Genomic DNA, 15972 nt, shown 5'->3' on the forward strand with positions numbered 1-15972 from the left:
GCTCTCCAGCGCCGATGATAGTTGGGGGTTTCCCCCTGTGAAAGTAGGACGCCGCTGGACAAAAGTATTAAGACATTCTCTTTGGAGAGTGTCTTTTTTGTGGTTTTAAAGGGTTGTGCGGCTATAATATTAGAGGTAGGTGCTACGGCGGTAGCACCTACAAACGTAGCAGGTAGAAACCAAGAGTATGAGCGAGAATAAGTGAGTTTGAAAAGTTCTTTTGGAGGTAGGTGCTACGGTGGTAGCACCTACAAACGTAGCAGGTAGAAACCGGGAGTATGAGCGAGAATAAGCGAGATTGAAAAGCTCTTTTTGAGGTAGGTGCTACGGCGGTAGCACCTACAAACGTAGCAGGTAGAAACCAAGAGCATGAGTGAGAATAAGTGAGATTGAAAAGCACTTTTTAAAGTAGGTGCTACGATGGTAGCACCTACAATCGTAGCCGGAAGAAACCGGAAGCATGGAGGTTTCGGCGGCGAGTAGGGTTATCCATGACGTTTAATACTATTAAACAATCAAATCGTGTGAAGTTAACGTATTATTGGGATTGACTAAATATGCCCTTTTCAAGCAAGAAATTATTAAATAATATTCCCTAAATGTATTTCAGTCTTGGGTCAAAACAAGAAATGTTAACGACTGAGTTAGCACTAAAACGAGTATACTAAAATTGTATTTCTTCTTACTTAGAATAAAAAAGAAATATTTGTGAATTAATGAGCAAAGTTATACTTAAACATAACAAATTAGCTATAATGAGTAAAGAGTTTTCTTCTTGTAAAATTAAATGGGGGAATTAGTGATGGAGTTATTTTACTCGTTATTAGATGAACCATTATTTTTGTTATTTATTATATTATTCATAGGTTCGATGGTTGGGCAAGTAAAACTGAAAGGATTGAGCTTGGGTACATCAGGGGTGTTGCTTGCAGCGATGTTTTTTGGTCACTTTGGCTATGAGATTTCAGCTACTGTTCAAAACTTAGGTTTAAGTTTATTTATCGTAGCAGTAGGATTACAAGCAGGACCTCGTTTTTTTAGAATGTTGTGAACGAGTGGGATTATTTTTGGTATTATTGCTTTATTTATTGTATTAATTGCGTCGATTACTACAGTTGCAGTGGTGAATTTTTTTAGTTTATCCCCAGCCCTCAGTATAGGACTCATGACAGGAGCACTCACTAGTACACCGGGTTTAGCGGCAGCTTTACAGGCGACTAATGATCCCCTAGCTTCTGTGGGGTACGGAATTGCTTATCCTTTTGGAGTTGTTGCAGTGGTATTGTTTGTGCAACTATTACCTAGAGTTTTAAAAGTCGACTTGGAAAAAGACTTAAAGAAAATGGCTAATCAGTTCAAACAGATGGATCACCGGAAGTAATCACGGTAGAAGTTAGAAATAATTCGTTTAATAAACGAACTTTGAAAGAACTGAAATTTAATAAATATAAGTCAGTAGTAATTAGTCGTGTTATTCGTGGTGATCGAAATATCATTGCTTTAAATGATACGGTAATTTTAAAAGGGGATCGTTTAGTAGCTGTTGGAATAAGAATCAATCTGGATGCTTTCTGTAAGGATGTCGGTAAAGAGGTAAATACTGAATTTAAAAACTCTGATCATGTGAAGTTGCGCAAAGTGATCGTAAATTCAGAGGATATGTTTGGAAAAAGCCTTAGAGAACTTGAGTTAAGAAGGATTTATGGCGTTACGGTAACTAGAATTGAACGTGGGGGTTTTGAATTTAATCAAAATTCAAAATGGCGGTTTGAACGAGGAGATATTATTAGTCTTGTGAGTAGTGAGGACCGTTTAAACGATGTGGAAAGACTTTTTAATAAAAGAACATTCATGGCGACTAACGTGCACATTTTTTCATTAAGTTTAATTCTTTTGATTGGAATTATAGCTGGTATGGTTCCTATTCATTTACCGAGTTTAGGAACAATTACTTTAGGTGTCGCAGGAGGGCCATTATTTGTAGCACTTATTATAGGTCATTTCGGAAAATTAGGTCCAATTCGTGCCCGTTTCTTTCAACCGTCGAATATTGTAATCCGTGATATTGGACTCGTTCTCTTTTTAGCTGGAGCAGGAACCACTGCGGGGCAAGGTTTGGTGGAGGTAGTTCTTAGCGAGGGAATTAGTCTCGTCTTAAGTGGGGCAATTATAACAGTTGTCCCGATCGTATCGGGTTTTTTTATAGCTCGGAAAGTCTTTCGTTTAAGTATGATTCATTCTCTTGGTGCTATTTGTGGAGGATTAACGAGTACTCCAGGTTTAGGGGCTGTGAATCAATTTACAGATGTAGAGGATGCATCGATTGCATATGCCGCTGCATATCCTTTTGCATTGATTTTTGTAGCGATAACATCTCAATTATTAATATTTTTTCTTTGATTGTATCAAATGCCGAAAATAATTAATTTAAGTTTTTCAGTATTCCTTTAGAATACTATTTTATCGAGTTCTTTGAATATTATATCTTGATGCCCTTCATAATTATGGGCATATAGTTTTAAAGCGTGAAAAAAAGGAGTGTTTTTTTAAAATATGAACTTAATTGGAATGCTAAAACGGATGGAAGGAAATCCCTCATTTTTATTTTTAAAAATTAGAGAGTTCTATACTAAAATTATGTTAAAATCATTGTTTATTAACAGATGATATCTCTCTTTACGCCGCACGTATCAAAGCAAGGTAAACCCACGCTCTTTTCGAGTAGCACCTAAACGCAATACAAAGGTGCTACTCAGGGCGGTGAAAGCACGCTGGATTTAAATGTAAATAGATTCGCATTTTTTATATCCTACATTTTAATCAATTAGAACCCCTTCAAACATTACAATGAGATTATTCAACGGAGGTCTCGAAATGCCCTTTTAGATGAATTGTATTGTATTAGGGTCTCTTAAAAAATTAACTTTTCAACGTGGATGCAGTCCAACGAAGCTGAATAGAATTTTCTTTCTTTTCAACCGATGAAGTATAGAATTGATTTATCTATATTTCTTTTGGAAAAAAGAAGTTTTCAAGCAGAATGGGACATTTATCTGTGCTGATAGACAAAAACTGTTCGATTAAAGGTAGGTCATTTGAAGAAAAAGAATATAAAAGTTCTCCCCACCACTCGGTTTCGTATCGACAAATCATACTTAACTGATACAATAAAGCATAATAAGTTAATATTTGCGGCAGTTCGTTGTTACTAGTAGCACTAAGCGTTTTTAAGATTTCATTCTTATTAAGTACATTGTGCTGAGTAGGAGGGTGAATTTTTTTAGGGAAAAGTTGTTCTAAAAGATCTTCAAGTTCAGAAATTCCATACATTAATTGTCGCATAGAGAGTTTTTCGCCAGAAAATTGTTTCACATGAAACAATTTTTCAGAGAGAAACGGAAAAAGTCCTTCTTTTTGAATGCGAACTTCGTCTTGAAGAAAATAATATCCTTTCTTTTTTCTTTTACGGGTAGACAAGCCATGAGAAAGTACCTGAGAATTTGCTGGATAAGTAGGATCTACAGTAAGAACAGCCGCTTTCAACCAGTGACATAATCCATAAAATAAGAGTACTGGTTGTATGGCAAGAGAAGACTTACTACCATCGTCAAAGAAATGATTCCCCATTTTGATATAATAGATCACGGAATAGCAATTTTCATAAGCAGTCTCTTTTGACTTGACGATACCAAGTCGTTCATAGTTATCCTGTAGATAATGTTGTGTGAAGGAAGAAGATTGGAACACTTTTTTAAAGGAAGGACTTGTCATTAAAACATACTCCTTTCAAAGGGTTGAGTTGTTTGAATAGTTAAACAATGATACTTGTCTTGACAGTAGTTTATCCTATTGTTAATCTACTAATAATATTTTGCGATAAGGTGAAAGGGGAATGGATACGATGTGGGAAAATAAATTTGCCAAGGAAGGGTTAACATTTGATGATGTACTTCTAACTCCAGCTCAGTCAAATGTACTACCGAGAGATGTTTCTGTAAAAACAAAGTTATCTGATTCAATTACTTTAAATGTACCGATTATGAGTGCAGGAATGGATACGGTGACAGAAGCGAGCATGGCAATTGCTATGGCAAGAGAAGGTGGTCTTGGTGTTATTCATAAAAACATGACCATAGAAGAGCAAGCAGAGCAAATTGACCGCGTTAAAAGGTCTGAAAGTGGCGTTATCACAAATCCTTTTCATTTAACAGAGGATCACCAAGTTTTTGATGCGGAGCATTTGATGGGGAAGTATCGTATCTCCGGTGTACCTATCGCAGATGAAAATAAAAAACTTGTCGGAATTATAACGAACCGAGACCTTCGTTTTATCGAGGATTACTCCATTCCTATAAAAGAAGTGATGACAAGTGAAGGTTTAGTCACTGCGCCAGTAGGGACAACCTTGAAAGAAGCGCAAAAAGTACTTCAAAAGCACAGAATTGAAAAGTTACCATTAGTGGATGATAATGGACAGCTTAAAGGTTTGATTACGATTAAAGATATAGAAAAGGCCATTGAATTTCCAAATTCCTCGAAGGATTCTGCAGGAAGACTTCTAGTCGGTGCAGCAGTTGGAGTTGGAGCTGATGCAGATGCACGTATAAAAGCATTAGTAGAATCTGAATTAGATCTGCTTGTCATTGATACAGCTCATGGTCATTCAAGAGGAGTTATTGAAAAAGTTCGGGAAGTCAGAGCGAAATATCCAAACTTGAATATCATGGCCGGTAACGTTGCGACGGCGGAAGCAACCCGAGACCTTATTGAAGCAGGTGCAAACATCGTCAAAGTAGGTATTGGTCCTGGATCAATCTGTACGACACGAATCGTTGCTGGTATTGGTGTTCCGCAAATTACGGCAATTTACGACTGTGCCACGGAAGCAAGGAAGCACGGCATCCCAATTATTGCTGATGGGGGTATTAAATACTCAGGAGAAATTGCAAAAGCAATTGGTGCTGGAGCACACGCGGTAATGCTTGGAAGTATACTTGCTGGTGTTACGGAAAGTCCTGGTGAAAGAGAAATATTTCAAGGTCGTCAGTTTAAAGTATACCGTGGTATGGGTTCATTAGGTGCGATGGAAAAAGGAAGTAAAGATCGTTATTTCCAAGAAAATGAACAAAAATTAGTACCTGAAGGAATAGAAGGACGAATTCCTTATAAGGGACCTTTACAGGATACGATGCATCAGCTTGTTGGTGGAATACGAGCAGGAATGGGTTATTGTGGCACAGCAACAATCGATTCCCTGCGAGAGGATACGGAGTTTATACGGATAACAGGCGCGGGTCTTCGTGAAAGTCATCCTCATGATGTACAAATAACGAAGGAATCACCAAATTATTCATAAAAATAATCCGATAGATAGGGGTCTCTCCTATCTATTTTTTTTTATTTAGTTATGGTAAAATGACGTTTGGTCGTTGATTTCAGGATAGAGAAAAACATCACGATACAATGTGTTTTATAGATAAGAGGGAGAGAAGAGAGGATGTATGGGATGGTAAGAAAGATCAGTATGTGGAGTTTAATTTTTATGTTTTCAATCGCTAGTGTATTCAGTTTCGCGGGGACTGGCGAAGCTTCTTTTGAGGCTTCAGTAGACACGGTTATTCTTGTTGATGGAGAAACAGGAAGAATACTACATCAGCAAAATGTGGATAACCCGATGCCTCCAGCTAGTATGACAAAAATGATGAGTGAATATTTGATTTTAGAAGCAATTAATAATGGAGATATCAGTTGGGAAGATACAGTTCCTATTAATGATTATTTAGCAGAATTATCCCATGACAGAAGTCTTTCAAATGTACCTTTAAATGTAGATGAAGAATACTCCGTACTGGACCTGTACGAATCAGTTGCGATATATTCAGCCAATGCTTCTGCCATGGCTTTAGCGGAATTAATTGCTGGTTCAGAAGGTGAATTTGTGAAAATGATGAATGCTAAAGGAGAAGAGTTAGGATTAGGAACGCTTCTACGTGATGCAGGCGAAGAATATGGCATGGATAATCTAGCAGAGATTTTCGAGGCCGAACTAGGGGATTTCCAATTCGTTAACTCGACTGGACTGCCTAACCGCTTATTAGAAGGCAATCATCCAGAAGGAACTGACGAAACAGAAGATAACTATATGTCAGCAAAAGCTGCAGCGACGCTGGGTTATCATTTAGTGAATGATTATCCGGAAGTATTAGAAACAGCCGGGATTGCAGAAAAGACGTTTCGGGAAGGTACAGCTGATGAAATAGTCATGCAAAACTGGAATTGGATGCTTGAAGGCACACAGTATTCAGATCTAGACTATGAATACGTCGGTGGTTTAAAAACAGGATTTACAGAATCAGCTGGTTACACGTTTACTGGAACTGCTGAAAAAGAAGGTCAGAGTCTTATTTCTGTCGTGATGAAAGCTGATTCAGAAAGCCACCGTTTTAACGAAACGGAACGACTCATGGAGTGGGGATTCGATAATTTTTCCATCCAAGAAGTTTTTCCCGAAAATATGACATTGGACGGGTATGAATCACTGCCTGTGACAAAAGGTCAAAAAGATCAAGTAGAGATTGTTTCCACTGAAGCTGTTTCTCTTCTCACCCATAAAGATGATGAAGAAGCCTACTCATACACAGTAGAGTTGGATGAGGAACAGTTAAACGAGGATGGAGAGCTCGAAGCACCAATTGAAGAAGGGCAAGTAGTTGGACAACTTGTGATTAATTATAACGGAGAGCAAGAAGAAGAATACTTATTTGGTGAAGAACTTGAGGCAAGAACAGTAGATATCGTTGCAACAGAAGAAGTGGAACGTTCTGGATGGTTTACATTAATGTTCAAAGGTATCGGCGATTTTTTCTCCGGCCTTTGGACATCCGTTATTGATACCGTTAAAGGGTGGTTATAGGACGCTGTAATTTCTAGTTAATGACTTTTTTTATTCGATAGAATGTCGTGACTAGAATTATTTTCTAGTTTTTTGAGGTATTACTATCCACATACTCGGTTTTTTCGTTATAATGGTATGAATGAATGTTTTGATAAACAAACTATAAGCAATTATGAAAAATAATTGTGTATTTTATAAGGGGGATCATCATGGAAAAGCAAGTAGGTACTGATCGCGTTAAACGTGGAATGGCAGAAATGCAAAAAGGCGGCGTCATCATGGATGTGGTGAACGCAGAACAAGCTAAAATAGCTGAGGAAGCAGGGGCAGTAGCTGTTATGGCTCTTGAACGCGTTCCTTCTGATATTCGTGCAGCGGGTGGCGTGGCTCGTATGGCTGACCCATCAATTACCGAAGCAATTCAAAATGCTGTTTCCATTCCAGTTATGGCGAAAGCACGTATTGGACATATTGTTGAAGCACGCATTTTAGAGGCGTTAGGTGTGGACTATATCGACGAAAGTGAAGTTTTAACACCGGCAGATGAAGTGTACCACTTGAATAAACGTGACTACACTGTACCTTTTGTATGTGGTGCCCGTGACTTAGGAGAGGCTACTCGCCGAATCGCAGAAGGAGCGTCCATGCTTCGTACGAAAGGTGAACCGGGTACAGGGAACATCGTTGAAGCAGTTCGTCATCAACGTTTAATGCAAGCGCAAGTAAGAAAAGTAGTAGGAATGTCTGAAGATGAACTTATGACTGAAGCGAAAAACTTAGGGGCTCCTTATGAGGTACTCTTAGAAATTAAACGAAGCGGTCGTTTACCAGTTGTAAACTTTGCAGCAGGTGGAATTGCGACTCCTGCCGATGCAGCGTTAATGATGCAGCTAGGATCCGATGGTGTCTTTGTTGGATCAGGTATTTTCAAGTCAGAAAATCCTGCAAAGTTTGCAAAGGCGATAGTAGAAGCTACCACTCATTATCAAGATTATGCGTTGATTGCTAAGCTTTCGAAAAATCTTGGTCCAGCGATGAAAGGAATCGAAATTTCATCGATCGAAGCTAAGGACCGTATGCAAGAACGAGGTTGGTAAACTGACTGACGCTTAACAGCGTTTTATGAAAGAAGAGGTGTGAAAACATCATGATTAACATAGGTGTATTAGCGCTTCAAGGCGCAGTGAGAGAGCACGTCAAGGCACTAGAGGCACCTGACGTAAATATTATTATTATAAAAAAAGTGGAACAATTAAAAGAAATCGAAGGCTTAGTTTTCCCTGGTGGAGAAAGTACAACGATGCGCAGACTTATCAATCTTTATGGATTTTATGAGCCGTTAAAAGATTTTGCCAAGCAAAAAAAGCCGATCTTTGGTACGTGTGCCGGTGCCATTCTTATGGCTAATGAAATAGTTGGCCAAATGGAGCCGCATTTATCTGTAATGGATATGGTTGTCGAACGGAATGCTTTTGGCCGCCAACGGGAAAGTTTTGAGGCACTTCTGAAAATGGATTCCATTGGTGATGATGTTCAAGGAGTATTTATTCGCGCACCGATTATCAAAACTGTGGGCGAAGATGTTCAAGTCTTGGCCAGGCATAGTGGTGACATTGTAGCTGCGCAATCAGGACCATTTCTAGCTTGCTCGTTTCATCCAGAATTAACGGATGATTATCGTATGCATCAATATTTTGTTAAAATGGTTAGAGAATCTCGTGTCCATGCTTGATAATTACTAAAAACTTCGGTTATGATAAGAATAATAATTATACTGAGCAAAGATAGGAAATAGTAATGGAAGACATTGCCTTCAGAGAGCCGGTGGTTGCTGAAAACCGGTGGTAATGATCCGTGAATCCATCCTGGAGCAAATTAGCTGAACTTATATGTAGGTTAATTCGGTTCTCACCGATATCGAGACCAAGGTGGTGCGGAAACAGGATCTGTTTCTCTCAACCAGGGTGGCAACGCGGGTAACTCCCGTCCCTGAATATTATATTCAGGGACGGGAGTTTTTTTGTATTGTCATATCAAGAGTGGTGAAAGCTCAAGCTGTATTTAATAAAAGACGCTATGCGTTTGTCTTATATTCTAAAATAAGGTTTACCAAAATGAAGGAGGCGTATTAATATGTTAGATGCAAAGCTTTTAAGGAATGATTTTGCGGAGGTAAAACGAAAACTTTCTCATAGAAATGAAGATATCTCAGCATTAGATCGATTTGGTGATTTGGACCAAAAGCGAAGAGATGTTATTCAAGAAGTAGAAGAACTGAAGAGCCAAAGGAATAAAGTTTCCCAGGAAATATCTCAAATGAAACGAGAAAAGAAAGATGCAAGTGAAATAATCGAACAAATGCAAAAGGTTTCTGCAAGAGTGAAGCAGCTTGACGAGGAACTTCGTCTAGTTGATGAGGAGTTGCATTATTTATTATTAACTATTCCTAATTTGCCACATGAGAGTGCTCCTATAGGTGCTGATGAGGAAGAAAACAAAGAAGTAAGAAAATGGGGGGAGATTCCTAAATTTGAATTTGAAGCTCAGGCTCATTGGGACCTAGGTAGAGATTTAGGTATGTTGGATTTTGAACGAGCTGCCAAAGTAACGGGAAGTCGTTTTGTTATATATAAAGGAATGGGTGCTCGATTGGAAAGAGCGTTAATCAATTTCATGATGGATTTGCATGAAGACGAACATGGATATACTGAAATCATGCCACCTTATATGGTGAACCGTGAAAGTATGACAGGAACAGGCCAATTACCGAAGTTTGAGGAAGATGCTTTTAAAATTAGGGAAGAAGACTATTTCCTTATTCCCACTGCAGAAGTTCCAGTAACGAATATGCATCGAGATGAAATTGTAAGTATTGAGGAGCTGCCTATGCAATACGTGGCTTACAGTGCCTGTTTCCGATCTGAGGCTGGCTCTGCAGGAAGAGATACTAGAGGATTAATTCGTCAGCATCAGTTTAATAAAGTAGAGCTTGTACACTTCGTGAAACCAGAAGATTCTTATGATCATTTAGAGAAAATCGCTAGCCATGCAGAGAAGGTATTACAATTGCTGAACTTGCCATACCGTGTCTTGAATATGTGTACAGGTGACCTAGGATTCACGGCTGCCAAAAAGTATGATATTGAAGTGTGGATTCCAAGTAACGATGCTTATCGTGAAATTTCATCTTGCAGTAATTTTGAATCTTTTCAGGCACGAAGAGCAAACATTCGTTTTAAAAGGGAAAAGAAAGGAAAAGCCGAGTTTCTTCATACGTTAAATGGATCAGGTCTTGCAATTGGAAGAACGGTGGCTGCAATTTTAGAAAACTATCAACAAGAAGACGGTTCAGTCATCATCCCTGAAGTCCTTAGACCTTATATGGGTGGAAAAGAAAAAATTAATAACTAATAGTATCGCTTTTGAAATATACTGTACACCGTGCTAACTAACATATCATTGAAGAAAAGGTAACTATTTAAGTGATAAGTGCTAAAAGGGTGGTTTAAATGGGTGCAACACCTAGGTGGATTGAAGAGGATGAGACATTTATGAAGGAAGCCATTTTAGAAGCTGAGAAGGCTAGGCAAAATGGCGAGGTTCCGATTGGTGCTGTTTTAGTACAAGATAGTACGATCATTTCAAGGGGAAAGAATAGTAGAGAAAAAGATCAACTATCTACGGGACATGCAGAAATGATTGCGATACAACGCGGTTGCCTTGCAAAAGGAAGCTGGCGTTTAGAAGGTTGTACTTTGTATGTTACATTAGAGCCATGCCCTATGTGTGCAGGCGCTATCGTTCAATCAAGAATAACGAGAGTAGTATATGGCGCGGCAGATCCAAAAGCCGGGTGTTGTGGAACATTAATGAACCTTTTAGACGAACCTAGGTTTAACCACCAAGTTGCGATAACAAGTGGTGTGTTAGAAGAAGAAACCGCAGTTCTTCTCAAAGACTTCTTCCGCGAGATTAGAGTAAAGAAAAAGGAACAAAAAAATAAGCATGTTTAAAGTTGTCCATTTTATACAGATTGGAGGTGTCAACATGAGACCGAATCAAATTTCGTTAGAGACGGCACAAATGATGTCAAAGAAATTAGGCATGCCATTAGAGCATGTGATGCATACACCACCTCATATACTCGTAGCTAAACTAAAGGAAAAAGAAGAGCAAGAGGAACAAGCAAAAAAGGAAGAAGAGTAGTCCTCCGAGGTAGTAAAATGACGGAATAAAATCCTTTTTTTGTAAAGGGAATATTAACAGAAGAATTAGATGAGATTAAGAGGCCACTATCCTTTTCCAGTCCTATCAAGGGTTTAGGGTTGCTTCTTCTTACCTTTAGATATAGAATCTAGCTATATAAAGAAACAGAGAGAATACAATTAAAGTGTTTATCACATGATAGATTGTGTTCCTACTATTGCATTTATGTAAGAAAACATCTATACTAATATTTGCGTCGCTAAAACAGACGCCTAACATTGTTATCAACTTTGTCGTGCTAAGCGGGGAGGTAGCGGTGCCCTGTACTCGCAATCCGCTATAGCGAGGCCGAATCCCTTTCTGAGGTTATAGTTCTCTCTGGTCTGCCCTAAGTAAGTGGTGTTGACATTTGGGTTCCGCGCAACGGAATTTCGTGAATCCTGTCAGATCCGGAAGGAAGCAGCAGTAAGCGGGTCATTCCGTGTGCCGCGGAGTTGCCTGAATCGAGCAAACTGCTTAGGTAACGCTTGGGGAACTATGATCGAAGAAAGGTGCACGACATTTAATTTTATATAAATGTTTTAAAAAACTATCCAAATAGAGGATGGTTTTTTTTGTTAGGTTAGAAGATATAAGTTGATAGCTCCTTTACGCATCGTAGGGAAGTCCGTCCTCTTTTGAAGCAGTACCTATAGGCAATGCAGAGGTGTACTCGGGGTGGCGAAAGCTCACACTGTATTTAATAAAAGGCGCTAAAGTACACATGATATTGAAACTGATTTTATTTACTGAGAAAGAATGAAGTAAAAGAGAGATTCATTTTGAATTTAGGTCGATGAATCGGTATAATAGGTATGAACTGAATAAATGACTGGAATATATAAATTTAGAAGGAATAAGAGGCTTATACTTTTAGCTTCGCTATCGCTTCTAGTTAACACTTGGGATAATTGTGAAGTAATATGAAAATGAAACGGTCTGATTAAAGAGTTTGACCCAGAGGATGGTGTAGAGAGATGAGTTATCAAGCTTTATATAGAGTATGGCGTCCGAATCGATTAGAGGATGTCGTGGGTCAGGAACATATTTCGAAAACATTGAAAAATGCATTACTCCAGGAAAAACTCTCTCACGCCTATCTATTCACTGGGCCTCGTGGGACGGGGAAAACAAGTGTTGCGAAAATTGTGGCGAAAGCTATTAATTGTGAACAAGCTCCAGCGGATGAACCATGTAATGAATGTACAACGTGTAAAGGAATACAGGATGGAACGATCGTCGATGTGATGGAAATAGATGCGGCAAGTAATAATGGCGTAGACGAAATCCGCGATATTCGTGACAAAGTGAAGTTCTCTCCGAGTGCGGCTAGATTCAAGGTCTATATCATTGATGAAGTGCATATGCTGTCGACTGGAGCATTTAATGCTTTATTAAAAACACTTGAAGAACCACCAAGACATGTGATTTTTATTTTAGCAACCACAGAACCACATAAAATTCCGTTAACAATTATTTCACGTTGCCAACGATTTGATTTCAAACGAATCTCCGCACACTCGATGATTGGTCGCATGCAGGAGATAGTTGATAATACAGATATAAACGTTGACGAAGATGCATTACCATTAATAGCGAGGGCCTCTGATGGCGGTATGAGGGATGCCTTAAGTTTATTAGACCAGGCGATCTCCTATTCCGATGAATCTGTAAAAGTTGATGATGTACTATCCATCATTGGTGCTGTATCGCATCAACTGCTGCACCAAGTCGTAGAAGCGGTTAAGCTAGGTGAAGTAGGAGACGGACTCAAAGCGATTGACCTTTTAATGAAGGAAGGAAAAGATCCAATTCGTTTTATCGATGATTTGATTTTCTTATTCCGGGACATTCTGATGGTGAAGGCTGCACCTGATCTAGATGAATCAAAAGATCGTATCACTGGAGATGAAGCATTTCAGAAGATGGTTGAAGAGCTGGATGAGGTATGGATTTTTGCAATGATGGAACGTCTTAACCACTTTCAGCAAGAAATGAAATGGGCGAGTCACCCTCAGGTGTTTTTAGAGATGTTTGTTGTTCAAGCAGCGCAACAATTAAACAAAACATCACAAGGAGCTGACTCCAATGTGCAGTTGGATCAAAACGAAACGATCCAAACATTACAAAAGAAAGTTGCAGATCTAGAAACTTCGATAAAGAACTTAGAGAATCAAGGAACTCAAGCTAGTGCGCAAGGAAATCGGCCAGCGGAGCCGAGCATTACAAAGTCTCGACCTGCAGCAGCTGCTGCAAGTGGTAAAAATCGTGTACATGCAGGAAAGATAAAGGAAATGCTGCATACGGCATCGAAACAAGATCTCCAGTCACTGAATGGAGCATGGGCACAAGTGATCGAGCAAGTAAAGCAGAAGAGTGTTCCTGCATCTGCATGGCTGAACGATTGTAAACCAGTTGCGTGCTCTAATGAAAAATTTGTCCTGGCATTTCGAAATGAGATGCACCGGACCATGGTGGATGACAAGTTTCGTGATATTGTAGAAGAGGCATCGACCCAAGTCATGAGTCGATCACTGACAATGTTAACCGTTCTCGTGGCTCATTGGGAAGACATAAAAGAAGAGTATGTGAAGGAACAAAAACTAGCAGGAAACTCCGAGGATTCTTCGGAAAACGAAGATGGTTCTGCGCCGCAGGAGGAAAGAAACGAGTTAATCGATGAAGCTGTAAAATTAGTCGGCCGAGATTTACTGGAAATTAAAGATTAAAGCAAATAATTATAATTAGGAGGAATTTTATAATGAAAAATATGGGAAATATGATGAAGCAAATGCAGAAAATGCAAAAAGACATGGCTAAAGCACAAGAGCAATTGAAAGATGAAACAATGGAAGCAACTGCAGGTGGCGGTATGGTTAAAGTTATTATCAGCGGAGAAAAAAGAATTCTTGATATTCAAATCAATGAAGAAGCGGTAGATCCCGAAGATGTAGAAATGCTTGAAGACCTCGTTCTCGCAGCTACAAATGAAGCATTGGTAAAAGTGGATGAAATGGTTAACGAAAAAATGGGCAAATTCACAAAAGGTATGAACCTTCCAGGAATGATGTAAATTTCAGTAATCCCTTTAGACTTGGTGACAAGCCAAGTCTTTTTCTATGGTTAAAGAATTTTCTAAAGATGTTTCCAGGTCGTTGTTAGAAGGTATTGTTATATAAGAAGAAGGAGGAATTAAAGGTTATGCAGTATCCATTACCTATTTCCAAACTAATTGAAGGTTTTATGCGGCTCCCTGGTATCGGACCTAAGACAGCAGCAAGATTGGCCTTTTTTGTTTTAGATATGCGGGAAGAAGATGTTTTAGATTTTGCCAAAGCATTAGTGAGTGCAAAAAGAGAATTGACGTATTGTACAATTTGTCACCATATTACAGATACGGATCCGTGTCGAGTGTGTGAAGACAAGTCAAGGGATCAAACAGTGATTTGCGTGGTTCAGGAATCAAGAGACGTAATTGCAATGGAGAAAATGAAAGAATACACTGGGTTATACCACGTATTACATGGCGCCATTTCCCCGGTCGATGGGATAGGTCCTGAAGATATTTATATTGCAGATCTATTAAAACGGCTTCAGGATGACACTGTTCAAGAAATGATTATTGCAACAAACCCAAATATTGAGGGGGAAGCAACAGCTATGTATATGTCACGTCTTGTGAAACCAACCGGGATTAAAGTAACGAGGATCGCTCACGGACTTCCAGTTGGCGGAGATCTAGAGTACGCAGATGAAGTTACTTTATCTAAGGCAATAGAAGGCAGAAGAGAGTTATAGAAAAAGCATAGAGCAGAGAATTCGGAAGGGTGGCAAAACTCATGGGTAGCAAAAAACGAAAGCTTCGTCGTCTTAAGGATGATGAACTTATATCCGTTCTCAGGTCTGTTAAAGATAAAGTAAATGAACATGAATCCCTTTTGGAGCACTCGGTCGAAGACTTCGGCTATGTTGAAAGTCGTGCACAATTGGAAAGAGCTAAATATTTCTTCTTATTAAGAGAAGCAAGGGTTAGGAAAACCTCGGTTTATTAAAGTGTTACGAATAAAATGTGAAGCGGATATACTTCGTTGTAGTATTACTATAGAAGCAGATTGCTAGTTTATATTTAATTCGGTTATAATTTTTGAGCTTGGACATATCTTTTAGAACGAGCCGGATCATTTTTTACACGGTCGGATATACAATCCGTCTTAAAAAGAATGGTCTGTATCAAAAACTAAAGGAGTGTTCAAATATGGAACCAATAGTTATTTTAACTCTATTAGCATCGATGATTATCCTTTTATTAATTCTGGGAGCCCCTTTTAAGTCGTTTAAATGGATTGGAACTGGAGCGGTTCGCCTATTAATTGGAGCTTTATTTTTATTTTTCTTAAATACTTTTGGAGGAATATTTGAATATCATTTGCCGATTAACTTATTTACAGCGTCTGTATCTGGTTTCTTAGGTGTCCCAGGTATTGTAGCGTTAATCTTTTTAGATATGATGGTAGTAAATTAAGAAATCCGAGATCGATAGTTGGAGGCTTAAAACTATTTTTGTAAAATGGTTGACTTCGTTTTTCGCCCGTGGTATATTATTACTTGTCGCTAACGAAACGGGCAAAACATTTCCTTATTGTTACTGACGAAGTTTTAAAAAAGATATTGACATCATACACTAAAAAATGATATGATGTTCTAGTCGCCTTAAAACGATGTTTTTACAACGTTCTAGTTTACTAGAACAATAGAAAATATTTATTCACTTTGGTGGATAGGTAAATGACCTTTGAAAACTAAACAAAAAGCCAAGCAAAGTGGGATATTTT

Annotated in this window: 14 protein-coding genes, 1 other RNA gene, 1 pseudogene and 1 other annotated feature; of the genes and pseudogenes, 15 read left to right on the forward strand and 1 reads right to left on the reverse strand. The window is 38.7% G+C overall.

The genetic code is table 11. The annotated features are described in order from the left end of the window. Nucleotides 1-871 precede the first annotated feature (871 nt). Nucleotides 872-1381, forward strand: a pseudogene (locus ACHABW_RS23835) (hypothetical protein). A 41-nt stretch (nt 1382-1422) separates the two neighbouring features. Then, nucleotides 1423-2400 (forward strand): TrkA C-terminal domain-containing protein, encoded by a 978-nt coding sequence (locus tag ACHABW_RS23840; protein WP_435759259.1) that lies wholly within the window; start codon nt 1423-1425, stop codon nt 2398-2400. A 603-nt stretch (nt 2401-3003) separates the two neighbouring features. Here the strand turns inward: ACHABW_RS23840 and ACHABW_RS23845 are convergent. Further along, a complete protein-coding gene (locus ACHABW_RS23845) occupies nt 3004-3771 on the reverse strand; it encodes a YaaC family protein (protein ID WP_435759261.1) in 768 nt (255 codons plus the stop codon). A gap of 130 nt (nt 3772-3901) precedes the next feature. Between ACHABW_RS23845 and guaB the strand changes: the two genes are divergently transcribed. The 13 genes from guaB to ACHABW_RS23910 all read left to right on the forward strand — a co-directional run bounded on the left by guaB (nt 3902) and on the right by ACHABW_RS23910 (nt 15662). Next, entirely contained in the window at nt 3902-5356 is a 1455-nt protein-coding gene (guaB, locus tag ACHABW_RS23850) for an IMP dehydrogenase (protein WP_110938809.1), read from the forward strand. A 150-nt stretch (nt 5357-5506) separates the two neighbouring features. Continuing rightward, the gene (locus ACHABW_RS23855) at nt 5507-6913 is read left to right on the forward strand and encodes a D-alanyl-D-alanine carboxypeptidase family protein (protein ID WP_435759263.1); all 1407 of its coding nucleotides are present in this window, start codon (nt 5507-5509) and stop codon (nt 6911-6913) included. A 191-nt stretch (nt 6914-7104) separates the two neighbouring features. Further along, nucleotides 7105-7992, forward strand: coding sequence for a pyridoxal 5'-phosphate synthase lyase subunit PdxS (gene pdxS / locus ACHABW_RS23860; protein ID WP_110938076.1), 888 nt, complete (start codon nt 7105-7107; stop codon nt 7990-7992). A gap of 50 nt (nt 7993-8042) precedes the next feature. Next, nucleotides 8043-8627 carry a pyridoxal 5'-phosphate synthase glutaminase subunit PdxT gene (gene pdxT, locus ACHABW_RS23865; RefSeq protein ID WP_435759265.1) on the forward strand — a complete coding sequence of 195 codons (585 nt, stop codon included), beginning with the start codon at nt 8043-8045 and terminating at the stop codon, nt 8625-8627. A 40-nt stretch (nt 8628-8667) separates the two neighbouring features. Beyond that, nucleotides 8668-8889 (forward strand) — a binding site (T-box leader). Nucleotides 8890-9028: 139 nt separating this feature from the next. Continuing rightward, nucleotides 9029-10306 (forward strand): serine--tRNA ligase, encoded by a 1278-nt coding sequence (gene serS / locus ACHABW_RS23870; protein WP_435759267.1) that lies wholly within the window; start codon nt 9029-9031, stop codon nt 10304-10306. Between the two features lie 98 nt (nt 10307-10404). After that, the gene (gene tadA, locus ACHABW_RS23875; protein WP_435759269.1) at nt 10405-10908 is read left to right on the forward strand and encodes a tRNA adenosine(34) deaminase TadA; all 504 of its coding nucleotides are present in this window, start codon (nt 10405-10407) and stop codon (nt 10906-10908) included. A 34-nt stretch (nt 10909-10942) separates the two neighbouring features. Continuing rightward, nucleotides 10943-11101: a YycC family protein gene (locus tag ACHABW_RS23880; protein ID WP_435759271.1), complete on the forward strand. Its 159-nt coding sequence runs from the start codon at nt 10943-10945 to the stop codon at nt 11099-11101. Between the two features lie 293 nt (nt 11102-11394). Continuing rightward, nucleotides 11395-11660, forward strand: an RNA gene (gene ffs, locus ACHABW_RS23885) — signal recognition particle sRNA large type. A gap of 457 nt (nt 11661-12117) precedes the next feature. After that, nucleotides 12118-13869 (forward strand): DNA polymerase III subunit gamma/tau, encoded by a 1752-nt coding sequence (gene dnaX / locus ACHABW_RS23890; RefSeq protein WP_110938071.1) that lies wholly within the window; start codon nt 12118-12120, stop codon nt 13867-13869. A gap of 32 nt (nt 13870-13901) precedes the next feature. Continuing rightward, entirely contained in the window at nt 13902-14213 is a 312-nt protein-coding gene (locus ACHABW_RS23895) for a YbaB/EbfC family nucleoid-associated protein (protein ID WP_110938070.1), read from the forward strand. A gap of 128 nt (nt 14214-14341) precedes the next feature. After that, nucleotides 14342-14938 carry a recombination mediator RecR gene (gene recR, locus ACHABW_RS23900; RefSeq protein ID WP_110938069.1) on the forward strand — a complete coding sequence of 199 codons (597 nt, stop codon included), beginning with the start codon at nt 14342-14344 and terminating at the stop codon, nt 14936-14938. Nucleotides 14939-14979: 41 nt separating this feature from the next. Further along, complete coding sequence (locus ACHABW_RS23905; RefSeq protein ID WP_435759274.1) at nt 14980-15192, forward strand: YaaL family protein; 213 nt, start codon at nt 14980-14982, stop codon at nt 15190-15192. 203 nt (nt 15193-15395) lie between these two features. Continuing rightward, the gene (locus ACHABW_RS23910) at nt 15396-15662 is read left to right on the forward strand and encodes a pro-sigmaK processing inhibitor BofA family protein (protein ID WP_435759276.1); all 267 of its coding nucleotides are present in this window, start codon (nt 15396-15398) and stop codon (nt 15660-15662) included. The last annotated feature ends 310 nt before the right edge of the window (nt 15663-15972 follow it).

It is taken from the genome of Salipaludibacillus sp. CF4.18, assembly GCF_051262595.1.
GTDB classification, from domain to species: domain Bacteria; phylum Bacillota; class Bacilli; order Bacillales; family Salisediminibacteriaceae; genus Salipaludibacillus; species Salipaludibacillus neizhouensis.